The following is a 13,161-nucleotide window of genomic DNA, read 5'->3' as shown; positions in this document are numbered from 1 at the left end:
CAGCACGATGGGTGAGATCTTCGCTGGTCGGTACGAGCTGATCGACCCGATCGGGCGCGGCGGGGCGGGCGCGGTGTGGCGTGCCTGGGACCATCGGCGGCGCCGTTATGTGGCGGCCAAGGTGCTGCTGCAGAGCGACGCGCACACGCTGCTCCGCTTCGTCCGCGAGCAGGCGCTGCGGATCGACCATCCGCACGTCCTCGCCCCGGCCAGCTGGGCCGCCGACGACGACAAGGTCCTCTTCACCATGGACCTGGTGGCCGGCGGTTCGCTGGCCCACGTCATCGGGGACTACGGCGCGCTGCCGCCCCGTTTCGTCTGCTCCCTGCTCGACCAGCTCCTCTCGGGCCTGGCCGCGGTGCACGCCGAGGGGGTCGTGCACCGGGACATCAAGCCCGCCAACATCCTCATGGAGGTCACCGGCACCGGGCGGCCGCATCTGCGGCTGTCCGACTTCGGCATCTCCATGCGCAAGGGCGAACCCCGCCTCACCGAGACCAACTACGTGGTGGGGACGCCCGGTTACTTCGCGCCCGAGCAGCTCCTCGGCGCCGAGCCGGACTTCACCGCCGACCTCTTCGCCGTCGGCCTGGTCGCGCTCTATCTGCTCCAGGGCCGCAAGCCGGACTCGCAGGCCCTGGTCGAGCACTTCCTCGCGCACGGCACCCCGGGAGCCCCAGAGGGCGTTCCGGAGCCCTTGTGGCAGGTGCTGGCCAGTCTGCTCCAGCCGGATCCGCAGGCCCGGTTCCGGACGGCCACGGGGGCGCGCAAGGCGCTGAGCGCCGCCGTCGAGCTGCTGCCCGAGCCGCGCCCCGACGAGGAGCCGGTCGAGATTTTCGACCAGCTCGGCCCGCTCCCGGCCGGTTTCGGCCCCGAGGGCCCCACCGGCGCCACGCCGGCCCCCGCGTCCGTACCGGACCGGCAGCAGCCCGTACCGGCCCAGGACCAGCCCGCACACCCCGTACAGCCACAGCAGTACCGGCCCACCACCGAGGTGCCGCCGCGGGCGCCGCTGCCCGGGCCCTCCGAGACGGGCAGCTTCCATCTGCCTCCGCCGGTCACGCACCCGACCCCCTCCTTCGGGCAGGCGCCCGCCTCCGCGACGCCGTACGGGCAACCTCCCACTCCTCCGTACACCCCTCGGCCCGTTCCCGTTCCCGCCCCGCACACGGCACCCACCGCGCCCGCGTCCCTCGCCCCCGTACGCCGACCGGGACCGCCCTCGAAGGTGACGGTCCCGGTGCTGCTGCTCGCGCTGGTGTCGTTCGCGGTCGGTTTCTGGGCCCTGGCGCAGATCTGACTCAGGCCCGCCGCCGGGCCAGCAGGGTCCAGGCCCCGAGCCCGAGCAGCAGCACGGTCCCGGTGCCGATTCCTGCCGCCGCGACGACCTTCATGGCCCCGTCCGCCGTGGCCGACTCCCCGGCGGCGCCGTTCGCCGCCGCCTCCCGGTCGTCCGCGGTCACCGAGAACATCCCGGGGTCCCCGTCGTACGGGGGAGCCTGCTTCGGGCTGCCCTCGACGTTCACCCGGAGCGTCAGCGGCACCGGCTTGTCGCCGTACTCGGCGGCGATCTGCGGGCTCAGCGTCGCCGACAGGTAGTACCAGCCGGCGAACCGCATGCCGCTGGTGGCGTCGTCGTACGAGGTGCGGTTCTCATGGGCCACCGGCCGCAGCGGGTCGAGCGCCACCGTCGCGGGCTCACCGGCATAGCTGACCGTGTTCATGTCGACGAAGCCGAGGGCCGGGTTGTCGAGCGCGAGGGTGAGCGCGTTGCTCACGGAGTCCCCCTCGGCGCCGCTGCCCAGCTCGGCCCCGGCGAAGAGCTGCTGCCCCCAGTCGACCGGGACCCGGTAGAAGAGCGTCTGTCCGGGCCGGATGTCGGCCCGCCACTCGCCCTCCCGCAGTGCGACGGCCTCCTTGAACCCGGCGCCGCCCTGCCGCTTCCGCGGGCCTCCGGCCGGCGGGGCGGGCGTGGCCGACGCCCAGGTCTCGGGGAGCGCGGTGGAGCCCGGCTGCTTGAGGAGCGGCTCGGTCACGTACCGGAGCTCGAGTTCCCAGTCGTCCGGGGTGGAGCCCGTCGCCGACTCGCGCTCTACAAGCACGTAGTAGGCGCCCTGCTTCTGGCAGCTGTAGGAGTCCGGGTCGATGATCCGGCGGGCATAGGCGGCGAGCGGCCTGGCGTACTGCCCGGAGCCGAAATCGACGTCCTGGTAGCCGCAGTCCGTTCCGGAGTTGTCCTGGATGCTGACCTTGAAGCCGTCGCCGTACTCGACCTTGCCGCCGGGCTTGGGGACGGCGACGACGGAGACGTACGAGTTCCGCTTCGTGTCGAGGTCGATCCGGTAGTAGACCTTGCCGTCCTTCTTCAGGGTGTCCCGGTAGGTCCGGCCGGTCTGCAGGGCCTGCGCGTCGAGGCTCGAGGCGGCGCCCTGGATCCGCTGGGCGGAGGCGTCGAAGGCGTACGGGGGTACCGCCGCCCCCTCGGCCGCCCGGGCCTGGGCCGGCAGTGCCGTCACCGCGCCCACGGCCGCGGCCGCCGCGATCAGGGCCCCCGCCCTCCGGCCGATCCCGGTCCGCCTCCCGGCCTGCGTGCTCACGCGTTTCTCCCGTCCGTTCCCGCCCTGCGCCGCGCCCGCCCCAGGGCGACAACAGCCCCCGCGAGCAGCACCAGCGCCCCGCTACGGCCCTGGTGCCGGTCCATCCTGCCCCGCCCGTACCTCCGGTGTCCGCCCGCGCGGTGGATTCCTCCCGCTTCGCGGGCCCACCACGCGCGCGTGGTCGCCGGTGGGCAGAACGCCCTGATCACTCAGCTTTGCTTGAGCAAGCAAGTGATTTGCGGAGGCGAATTCAAGGAGATCGTGTCAGGGTCCGGGAACAGCGAAGCCCCGGTCCGCTCACGCGGCCGGGGCTTCGCCCACAGAGTGTGTGTGGCTCTCAGACACCGGAACCAGCGGGCACGGAGTCGGTCGCCTCCGTCCACAGGTCCTGCTCGGCGCGATCCGCCTGGATCTGGCGGTACACGAGGAGCCCGCCGATGGCGGCCAGTGCGACCAGGAGAAGCTTCTTCACCGCGCGACCTCGTCTTTCGTTGACGTAGGAAACTTCTGACGCCCACTCTACACATCGACCGATACCGATCGGTGACCTGCACGGCCTTCGTACCCCTGCCTTCAAACCCCGTACAAAAAGATCGACCCGGATGGAATAACCATCCGGGTCGATCGAGAGTGTGGGGCTAACAGGATTTGAACCTGTGGCCTCATCCTTATCAGGGATGCGCTCTAACCAACTGAGCTATAGCCCCGCCGCGCTCTGCGGTGTGTGTCCCGCGCGCTGACTCCTGAACATTAGCGCACGTGGGGGCCAGTCCCAAAATCCGAACCCGGGCCGGCCCCACGCGGACTACTCGTCCTCGGCGAGCGTGAGCTCCACCCCGCCCACGAAACCGGCAGAGAGGTTGTAGATGAACGCGCCCAGCGTCGCGAGGGCGGTCATCAGGACCACGTCGATCACCGCGATCACCGAGGTGAACATCAGCACCCGCGGCAGCGACAGGAAGGACTGCAGGTCGAAGCCGTTGGACTCGTTCGAGCCCGTGGCCTCGCTGATCGTCCCGCCGACCGTCGAGAAGACGCCCATGGCGTCCATGACCATCCACAGCACCGCCGCGGCCACGACCGTGCAGATGCCCAGCGCGATGGAGAGCAGGAAGCTCACCTTCATCACCGACCACGGGTCGGCCTTGGCCACCCGCAGCCGCGCCTTGCGCGTCCTGGGCGTCGTGCGCGCCCCGGTCCGCGGCCGGCGCACGGCCCCGGTCTGCCCGCCCGCCGTACCGCCCGCGGGGGCGCCGTACGCCTGCGGCGGGTGGTAGGGCCCGCCCGGCTGCCCCTGAGGGCGCTCGCCGGGCAGTGGCCCGTTGTAGGTCTCGTACGAGGGCTGCTGCCCCCGAGTGTCCGTCACCGCAACCCCCTGGGAGTCCGTGGCGGGGCCACGGGCGCCGTTCGCTCCAGCACCAGCAGAAGCTCCGGCGGCCGCCGATCCGGCGCCCGTGGCTCCACTCACGCTCTTACTCCTCGTGCTCCCCGGCCGAGGGCTCCGTGCCCTCGACTGCCTCGGCGTCGACGTCGACCTCGACCGACTCGACCACGCCCTCGGCGTCGTCGGCGCTGTCGGCGCCGTCGATGAACTCGTCGTCGCTGCCCGCCTCGGCGTTCCGTGCGATGCCGACGACGGCATCGCGCTTGCCCAGGTTGATCAGCTGGACGCCCATGGTGTCACGGCCGGTCTCCCTGACTTCGTTGACTCGCGTGCGAATCACACCGCCGGACAGCGTGATGGCGAGGATCTCGTCGGTCCCCTCGACCACCAGCGCGCCCACGAGCGAGCCACGGTCCTCCACGATCTTGGCGGCCTTGATGCCGAGGCCGCCACGGCCCTGGACGCGGTACTCGTCGACGGGGGTGCGCTTCGCGTACCCGCCGTCGGTCGCGGTGAAGACGAACGTACCGGGCCGGACGACATTCATCGAGAGGAGCTCGTCGTCCTCGCGGAAACTCATCCCCTTGACACCCGATGTGGCGCGTCCCATCGGACGCAGCGCGTCGTCCGTGGCGGTGAAGCGGATCGACTGCGCCTTCTTGGAGACGAGCAGCAGATCGTCCTCGGAGGAGACCAGCTCGGCGCCGATCAGCTCGTCGTCCGTGCCGTCCTCGCGCTCCCGCAGGTTGATCGCGATGACACCGCCCGAGCGGGGCGAGTCGTAGTCCTTCAGCGCGGTCTTCTTCACCAGGCCGCCCTTGGTGGCGAGCACCAGGTACGGCGCGGCGTCGTAGTCGCGGATCGCCAGGATCTGCGCGATCTGCTCGTCCGGCTGGAAGGCGAGCAGGTTGGCCACGTGCTGGCCGCGCGCGTCCCGGCCCGCGTCCGGCAGCTCGTACGCCTTGGCCCGGTAGACCCGGCCCTTGTTGGTGAAGAAGAGCAGCCAGTGGTGGGTGGTGGAGACGAAGAAGTGGTCGACGATGTCGTCCTGCTTCAGCTTCGTGCCGCGCACACCCTTGCCGCCGCGCTTCTGCGAGCGGTAGTCCTCGGTCTTCGTCCGCTTCACGTAGCCGCCGCGCGTGATGGTGACGACGATGTCCTCCTCGGCGATCAGGTCCTCGATGGACATGTCACCGTCGAAGGGCACGAGCTTGGAGCGGCGGTCGTCGCCGAACTTCTCGACGAGCGCGGCCAGCTCCTCGCTGACGATCCCCCGCTGGCGCTCCGGGGAGGCCAGGATCGCGTTGTACTCGTTGATCTTCGACTGGAGCTCGTCGTGCTCGGCGACGATCTTCTGGCGCTCCAGGGCGGCGAGCCGGCGGAGCTGCATCTCCAGGATCGCGTTGGCCTGGATCTCGTCGATCTCGAGCAGGTCCATCAGGCCGCCGCGGGCGACCTCGACCGTGTCGCTGCGCCGGATGAGCGCGATGACCTCGTCGATCGCGTCGAGGGCCTTGAGCAGACCGCGCAGGATGTGGGCGCGCTCCTCGGCCTTGCGCAGCCGGAACTTCGTCCGGCGGACGATGACCTCGATCTGGTGCGTCACCCAGTGGCGGATGAACGCGTCGAGCGAGAGGGTGCGCGGCACGCCGTCGACGAGCGCCAGCATGTTCGCGCCGAAGTTCGTCTGCAGGTCGGTGTGCTTGTACAGGTTGTTGAGGACGACCTTGGCGACGGCGTCGCGCTTGAGCACGATGACCAGGCGCTGGCCGGTCCGGGACGAGGTCTCGTCGCGGACGTCGGCGATGCCGCCGATCTTGCCGTCCTTCACCAGGTCGGCGATCTTCTGCGCGAGGTTGTCCGGGTTGGTCTGGTACGGCAGTTCCGTGACCACCAGGCACTGGCGGTTCTGGATCTCCTCGACCTCGACGACCGCGCGCATCGTGATCGAGCCACGGCCGGTGCGGTACGCCTCCTCGATGCCCTTGCGGCCGACGACGAGCGCGCCCGTGGGGAAGTCGGGGCCCTTGATCCGCTCGATCAGCGCGTCGAGGAGCTCCTCGTGGGTGGCCTCGGGGTGTTCGAGGGCCCACTGGGCACCGGCCGCGACCTCGCGCAGGTTGTGCGGCGGGATGTTGGTGGCCATGCCGACGGCGATGCCGGCGGAGCCGTTGACCAGCAGGTTCGGGAACCGGGCCGGGAGGACCGTCGGCTCCTGGTTGCGGCCGTCGTAGTTGTCCTGGAAGTCGACGGTCTCCTCGTCGATGTCCCGGAGCATCTCCATCGACAGCGGGATCATCTTGCACTCGGTGTACCGCATGGCGGCGGCCGGGTCGTTGCCCGGGGAACCGAAGTTGCCGTTCGAGTCGACGAGGGGCATCCGCATCGACCAGGGCTGGGCGAGGCGGACGAGCGCGTCGTAGATCGAGGAGTCGCCGTGCGGGTGGTACGTACCCATGACGTCACCGACGACGCGGGCGCACTTGTAGAAGCCCTTCTCGGGCCGGTAGCCGCCGTCGTACATCGCGTACAGCACGCGCCGGTGGACGGGCTTGAGGCCGTCCCGTACGTCGGGCAGCGCGCGGGACACGATGACGGACATCGCGTAGTCGAGGTACGAGCGCTGCATCTCGGTCTCGAGCCCGACGGGCTCGATCCGCAGCACGGGCTCCTGCTCTTCGGTGGTGCCGGAGGTGTTTTCGTCGGCCATTGCTGGTCGTGAGTCCTTTCGTACGGTCAGCTGAGACCGACTCAGATGTCGAGGAAGCGAACGTCCTTGGCGTTGCGCTGGATGAACGAGCGGCGTGCCTCGACGTCCTCGCCCATCAGCACCGAGAACAGGTCGTCGGCCTGCGCGGCGTCGTCCAGGGTGACCTGGCCGAGCACGCGGTGATCGACGTCCATGGTGGTGACGCGCAGCTCCTCGGCGTTCATCTCGCCGAGACCCTTGAAGCGCTGGATCGAGTCTTCCCTGATCCGCTTGCCGTTCTGCTTGCCCAGCTCGACGAGCGCGTCCCGCTCACGGTCCGAGTACGCGTACTCGAAGTCGTCCCGGCCCCACTTGATCTTGTAGAGCGGCGGGCGGGAGAGGTAGACGTGCCCGGCCTCGACCAGCGGCCGCATGAAGCGGAAGAGGAAGGTGAGCAGCAGGGTGTTGATGTGCTGACCGTCGACGTCGGCGTCCGCCATCAGGATGATCTTGTGATAGCGGAGCTTCTCGATGTCGAAGTCCTCGTGCACACCGGTGCCGAAGGCCGAGATCAGGGCCTGGACCTCGGTGTTCTGCAGGATCTTGTCGATCCGGGCCTTCTCGACGTTCAGGATCTTGCCGCGGATCGGCAGGATGGCCTGGTACATCGGGTTGCGGCCGGACTTGGCCGAGCCGCCGGCGGAGTCACCCTCGACGATGAAGATCTCGCACTTGGACGGGTCGTTCGACTGGCAGTCGGACAGCTTGCCCGGCAGCGACGCCGACTCCAGGAGGCCCTTGCGGCGGGTCAGGTCGCGCGCCTTGCGCGCGGCCACGCGCGCGGTGGCGGCCTGGATCGACTTGCGGATGATGTCCGCGGCCTCGTTCGGGTTCCGGTCGAGCCAGTCGTTGAGGTGCTCGTAGACCGCCCTCTGGACGAAGGTCTTCGCCTCCGTGTTGCCCAGCTTGGTCTTGGTCTGGCCCTCGAACTGCGGCTCGCTCAGCTTGACCGAGATGATCGCGGTCAGACCCTCGCGGATGTCGTCGCCCGTGAGGTTGTCGTCCTTCTCGCGGAGCATCTTCTTGTCGCGCGCGTACTTGTTGATCAGCGAGGTCAGCGCCGCCCGGAAGCCCTCCTCGTGCGTGCCGCCCTCGTGGGTGTGGATGATGTTGGCGAAGGAGTACACGCCCTCGCTGTAGCCGCTGTTCCACTGCATCGCGACCTCGAGGGACAGGGCCTTGTCCTTGTCCTCCGCCTCCAGGTCGATCACGGTGGGGTGGATCAGCTCGCCCTTGCGCGAGTTGAGGTACTTCACGAAGTCGACGATGCCGCCCTCGTAGTGGTACTTCACCGTGCGCGCGGCCGGCTCGGCGGCCGCCTCGGCGTCCGGGTCGTCGGCGCCGACCGTGGCCTTGGCGGACTCGCGCTCGTCGGTGAGCGTGATCGTCAGGCCCTTGTTGAGGAAGGCCATCTCCTGGAAGCGGCGCGAGAGCGTCTCGAAGGAGTACTCGGTCGTCTCGAAGATGTCCGGGTCGGCCCAGAACGTGACCGAGGTGCCGGTCTCGTCGGTCTCCTCGTGCTGCGCGAGGGGCGCGGTCGGGGCGCCCATCTTGTAGTCCTGGGTCCAGCGGTGGCCGTCCGTCTTGATCTCGACGGAGACCTTGGTGGACAGGGCGTTCACGACCGACACACCGACACCGTGCAGACCGCCGGAGACGGCGTAGCCGCCGCCGCCGAACTTTCCGCCCGCGTGGAGCACGGTCAGCACGACCTCGACGGCCGGCTTGCCCTCGGAGGCCACGATGCCCACGGGGATGCCACGGCCGTTGTCGACGACGCGCACGGCGCCGTCGGCCAGGATCGTCACGTCGATGGTGTCGGCGTGGCCGGCCAGGGCTTCGTCGACCGAGTTGTCGACGACCTCCTGCACCATGTGGTGCAGACCGCGCTCACCGGTCGAGCCGATGTACATGCCAGGGCGCTTGCGCACCGCATCCAGGCCCTCGAGGACCTGGATGTTGCTGGCGGTGTACTGGTTGTTCTCGTTGGGGTTGCCGGAATCGGCCACGAAGCGCCCTTTCTGGCACAGCACAGGCCGTTCTCCGGGCATACGGGAGCGGCTGCGTCGTTCGACATGTTCCGCATGGTGGCGGGATTGTCTCCCAGTCTACCGGTAGCGCAGACAGTCATGGGGGTTTGCCGGTACCTGAATGCGCATGTGCCGCCCTGGGCGGGAGCGCGACGACTCCCCATATCCGCCCAGGGTCCCCAGGGCCCCCTGACGGCCACCCAGCGCTTCGAGCTGTGACGGCCAGTGGCGCCGACCGCGGGCATCGGTCGGCCGCACGCGGTGAGAGGTCCGGAAGGGGTCCGGGACGAGTGGGCGCAACGCCCTATGCATGCGGCGCCCTTCCGCCTGGACCCGCACCGCGAGGTCCCCGGCACCGCTCCGGCCGTACGTGTCCCCGGGCCCGACGGGGATCGTCAGACAGGCCCTAGCCGTACGTGTCCCCGGGCCCGACGCTGCCGGGCGCCCTGAGCGGCCCGTATCCGCGGCGGGGCCCGCCAGGCCCGAGCACCTTGATCATCCGCACGGTCCCGTGCCCCAGGTCCTCGTTGAGCCGCGCCACCAGCTTCGGCGCCAGCAGCCGCAGCTGCGTCGCCCAGGCCGTCGAGTCGCACTGCACGGTCAGCACCCGCGCGTCCGGCTCGTCGTCGAACTTCAGCGGTACGCAGTGCTTGGCCACGTCCTCGCCGACGATCTGGGGCCAGCGGCCCATGACCCCGCCGACCGCCGCGGGGGTCTCCCAGCCCCGTTCGGTGATCAGCCGGTTGATCGCGGCGCCGAGCGCCATCGGGTCGCGTCCGTCGGCGCGCGCGCCGGAGCGCAGCCCGCCTCCGCGCCGGGCCTGCTTCTTCTGCTGGGCGGCCGCGCCCCGGGCCTTCGCCTGCTCCTTGGCGGCGCGCAGCGCGACCCGCGCGAGATCCACACCCGAGGGCTCGGGCGCCACGGGCCTGTCCACAGGCTGTGGGAACTTCTCCTCGCTCATACCCGCTCCACCATGCCGCCGGCCACGGCGTACCGGGTCCCCGCAAGGACGGCCGGCACGTCGTCGTCCACCGCCGCCGTGACGAGCACCTGCTCGCCCGGCGCCACCAGCTCCGCGAGCCGCTCGCGCCGGCGGACGTCCAGCTCGGCGAAGACGTCGTCGAGGACGAGGACCGGTTCGTTGCCCTCGGCGCGGAGCAGGTCGTACGAGGCCAGCCGCAGGGCCAGGGCGTACGACCAGGACTCGCCGTGGCTCGCGTACCCCTTCGCGGGGAGGTCGCCGAGCTTCAGGAGCAGCTCGTCCCGGTGGGGTCCGACGAGCGTCACGCCCCGCTCGATCTCCTGCTTGCGGACCTCGGCGAGGGCGGCGAGCAGCTGCTCGTACAGCTCCTCACGGGTGTGCCCGGTGCCCGGCGCGGAGGGGCGGTACTCCAGGAGGATCGGTCCACCGCCGGGCGCGAGCTGCTCGTACGCCTTGTCGGCGAGCGGCTGCAGTACGGCGATGAGGTCGAGCCGCTGGGCGAGGAGCTCGGCGCCCACCCCGGCCAGATGCTGGTCCCACACGTCGAGGGTCGACAGGTCCAGGCCGCGGCCGCCGTGCCGGCGGGCCATCGCCGCCGACTTCAGGAGCGTGTTGCGCTGCTTGAGCACGCGCTCGTAGTCGGAGCGCACGCCCGCCATGCGGGGCGTGCGGGCCGTGATCAGCTCGTCGAGGAAACGCCGGCGCTCGCCCGGGTCGCCCTTCACCAGGGCGAGGTCCTCGGGCGCGAACAGCACGGTCCGTACGATCCCCAGCACGTCACGCGGTCTGACCTGCGAGGACCTGTTGATACGGGCACGGTTGGCCCGGCCCGGGTTGAGTTCGAGCTCGACCAGCTGGGAGCGCTCGCCCTGGGTGACGGCGGCCCTGATGACGGCGCGCTCGGCGCCCATCCGGACGAGCGGGGCGTCCGAGGCGACGCGGTGGCTGCCGAGGGTCGCGAGATAGCCGACGGCCTCGACGAGATTGGTCTTGCCCTGGCCGTTCGCGCCCACGAAAGCGGTGACGCCCGGGTCGAGCGGGACCTCGACCCGGGCGTAGGAGCGGAAGTCGGCCAGCGAGAGATGCGTGACGTGCATGGTGGGCGCCGACCTTCTTCCCCGGCGGCTGTGCACCGCGGGGTGCACAGCCTGTGGATTACTTCTTCGTCTCGACCGCGTGGCCACCGAACTGGTTGCGCAGCGCGGCGATCATCTTCATCTGCGGGGAGTCGTCCTGACGGGAGGCGAACCGCGCGAACAGCGAGGCGGTGATCGCGGGCAGCGGGACGGCGTTGTCGATGGCGGCCTCGACCGTCCACCGGCCCTCGCCGGAGTCCGAGGCGTAGCCCCGCAGCTTGTCCAGGTGCTCGTCCTCGTCCAGCGCGTTCACCGCGAGGTCGAGCAGCCAGGAGCGGATGACCGTGCCCTCCTGCCAGGAGCGGAAGACCTCGCGCACGTCGGTGACGGAGTCGACCTTCTCCAGGAGCTCCCAGCCCTCGGCGTAGGCCTGCATCATCGCGTACTCGATGCCGTTGTGGACCATCTTCGCGAAGTGGCCGGCGCCGACCTTGCCCGCGTGGACCGAGCCGAACTCGCCCTCGGGCTTGAGCGCGTCGAAGATCGGCTGGACCTTCGCCACGTTCTCGGCGTCGCCGCCGTACATCAGCGCGTAGCCGTTCTCCAGGCCCCAGACGCCGCCGGAGACACCGCAGTCGACGAAGCCGATGCCCTTGGCGGCGAGCTCCTCGGCGTGCTTCTCGTCGTCCGTCCAGCGGGAGTTCCCGCCGTCCACGACGATGTCGCCGGGGGAGAGGAGCTCCGCCAGCTCGTCGATGGTGGACTGCGTCGCGGCACCGGCCGGGACCATGACCCACACGACGCGCGGACCCTTGAGCTTGCCCACAAGCTCTTCGAGGCTGTGGACATCGGCGAGGTCCGGGTTGCGGTCGTATCCGATGACGGTGTGGCCTGCGCGGCGGATGCGCTCACGCATGTTGCCGCCCATCTTGCCGAGACCGACGAGACCGAGCTCCATCAGAGATTCCTTAAGCGTCGTGTGCGGTTTACCCGGGTCCGAGCCTACGCCCGGACCCCGGTGCACACCTGTGGGGTCAGCCGCTCAGGCGTACCGGCATGATCAGGTACTTGTAGGCCTCGTCAGCCTCCGCGTCGAGCGCGGGCTTGCCGCTCAGCAGCGCCGGCTTCGTGGACGTCGTGAAGGAGAGCTGGGCGACCGGGGAGTCGATCGCGCTCAGGCCGTCCAGCAGGAAGGTCGGGTTGAAGGCGATCGAGATGTCGTCGCCGTCCAGCTGCGCGTCGACCCGCTCCACAGCCTGTGCGTCGTCGCTGGAGCCGGCCTCCAGGATCAGCACGCCCTGCTCGAAGCTCAGCCGGACCGGGGTGTTGCGCTCGGCCACAAGGGCCACGCGCTTCACGGCCTCGACGAAGGGGGCGGTCTCGATCACCGCGACCGAGTTGAACTCGGTGGGGAAGAGCGTCCGGTACTTCGGGAGGTCGCCCTCCAGGAGACGGGTGGTGGTGCGGCGGCCCGCGCCCTCGAAGCCGATGAGGCCCTCGCCCTTGCCGGAGCCCGAGAGCGCCAGGGTCACGGTGTCGCCGCTGGTGAGCGCCTTGGCGGTGTCCAGGAGGGTCTTCGCGGGCACCAGGGCGACCGCGGAGGCGTCCGGGGACTCCGGCTTCCACAGGAACTCGCGGACCGCGAAGCGGTAGCGGTCGGTGGAGGCCAGGGTGACCGTGTCGCCCTCGATCTCGATGCGCACGCCGGTGAGGACGGGCAGCGTGTCGTCACGGCCGGCGGCGATGGCCACCTGGGCGGCGGCGGAGGCGAAGACCTCACCGGGGACGGTGCCGGTCGCGGTGGGCATCTCCGGCAGCGCCGGGTACTCCTCCACAGGCAGGGTGTGGAGGGTGAAGCGGGAGGAGCCGCAGACCACGGTCGCCCGTACACCGTCTGTGGAGATCTCCACCGGTCGGTTGGGGAGGGCGCGGCAGATGTCGGCGAGCAGCCGGCCGGAGACGAGGACGGTGCCGTCCTCCTCCACCTCGGCCTCGACCGAGACCCGGGCGGAGACCTCGTAGTCGAAGCTCGAGAAGCTCAGGGCGCCGTCCTCGGCCTTCAGGAGAAGGCCCGCGAGCACGGGCGCCGGCGGACGGGCCGGAAGGCTGCGGGCCACCCAGGCCACCGCCTCCGCGAGTACATCGCGCTCCACCCGGATCTTCACCGGAACCGCCTCCTGCTGTTGCTGGCTCTTCGTCGACTGCGGGAACCAGTCTGACGTACGCCGCCGACACTCGGTGCTGCTCGGGGTCAAGTCGCGAGAAGAGCGCGTCGGAGCTCCGGCGCCGAGTTGTGCACAGGTCCCACTTCGAAGCGAATTCCGGGCTAACTCTATGTGGGAG

The 13,161-nt window shown here is 70.2% G+C and carries 10 protein-coding genes and 1 tRNA gene; 1 reads left to right on the top strand and 10 read right to left on the bottom strand.

Features of this window, described 5'->3' with window-relative positions; translation table 11 throughout:
* Positions 1–7: 7 nt before the first annotated feature.
* Positions 8–1,300 (top strand): serine/threonine-protein kinase, encoded by a 1,293-nt coding sequence (locus tag ACZ51I_RS19740; RefSeq protein ID WP_468877348.1) that lies wholly within the window; start codon positions 8–10, stop codon positions 1,298–1,300.
* Position 1,301: 1 nt separating this feature from the next.
* Here ACZ51I_RS19740 and ACZ51I_RS19735 read toward each other — a convergent pair whose 3' ends face one another.
* The 10 genes from ACZ51I_RS19735 to dnaN form a co-directional block, all read right to left on the bottom strand.
* A complete protein-coding gene (locus ACZ51I_RS19735; RefSeq protein WP_468877345.1) occupies positions 1,302–2,597 on the bottom strand; it encodes a hypothetical protein in 1,296 nt (431 codons plus the stop codon).
* Positions 2,598–2,934: 337 nt separating this feature from the next.
* Complete coding sequence (locus tag ACZ51I_RS19730) at positions 2,935–3,069, bottom strand: DLW-39 family protein (protein WP_003958712.1); 135 nt, start codon at positions 3,067–3,069, stop codon at positions 2,935–2,937.
* A gap of 161 nt (positions 3,070–3,230) precedes the next feature.
* Positions 3,231–3,304 (bottom strand) — tRNA-Ile (locus tag ACZ51I_RS19725).
* Positions 3,305–3,402: 98 nt separating this feature from the next.
* Positions 3,403–3,963 (bottom strand): DUF3566 domain-containing protein, encoded by a 561-nt coding sequence (locus ACZ51I_RS19720; protein ID WP_468877343.1) that lies wholly within the window; start codon positions 3,961–3,963, stop codon positions 3,403–3,405.
* A gap of 106 nt (positions 3,964–4,069) precedes the next feature.
* Positions 4,070–6,691 (bottom strand): DNA gyrase subunit A, encoded by a 2,622-nt coding sequence (gene gyrA, locus ACZ51I_RS19715; RefSeq protein WP_468877342.1) that lies wholly within the window; start codon positions 6,689–6,691, stop codon positions 4,070–4,072.
* A gap of 41 nt (positions 6,692–6,732) precedes the next feature.
* Positions 6,733–8,763: a DNA topoisomerase (ATP-hydrolyzing) subunit B gene (gyrB, locus tag ACZ51I_RS19710; protein WP_468877339.1), complete on the bottom strand. Its 2,031-nt coding sequence runs from the start codon at positions 8,761–8,763 to the stop codon at positions 6,733–6,735.
* 403 nt (positions 8,764–9,166) lie between these two features.
* Complete coding sequence (locus ACZ51I_RS19705) at positions 9,167–9,721, bottom strand: DciA family protein (RefSeq protein WP_468877337.1); 555 nt, start codon at positions 9,719–9,721, stop codon at positions 9,167–9,169.
* Positions 9,718–10,839: a DNA replication/repair protein RecF gene (gene recF / locus ACZ51I_RS19700; protein WP_468877335.1), complete on the bottom strand. Its 1,122-nt coding sequence runs from the start codon at positions 10,837–10,839 to the stop codon at positions 9,718–9,720. Before recF ends, ACZ51I_RS19705 begins: the two co-directional genes overlap by 4 nt.
* 58 nt (positions 10,840–10,897) lie before the next feature.
* Positions 10,898–11,776 (bottom strand): phosphogluconate dehydrogenase (NAD(+)-dependent, decarboxylating), encoded by an 879-nt coding sequence (gene gnd / locus ACZ51I_RS19695; RefSeq protein WP_468877333.1) that lies wholly within the window; start codon positions 11,774–11,776, stop codon positions 10,898–10,900.
* 76 nt (positions 11,777–11,852) lie between these two features.
* Positions 11,853–12,983 carry a DNA polymerase III subunit beta gene (gene dnaN, locus ACZ51I_RS19690; protein ID WP_041130169.1) on the bottom strand — a complete coding sequence of 377 codons (1,131 nt, stop codon included), beginning with the start codon at positions 12,981–12,983 and terminating at the stop codon, positions 11,853–11,855.
* Between the last annotated feature and the right edge of the window lie 178 nt (positions 12,984–13,161).

The sequence above is a fragment of the Streptomyces sp. NPDC034084 genome (genome assembly GCF_055575535.1).
This window is presented reverse-complemented; position numbering and strand designations above follow the sequence as displayed.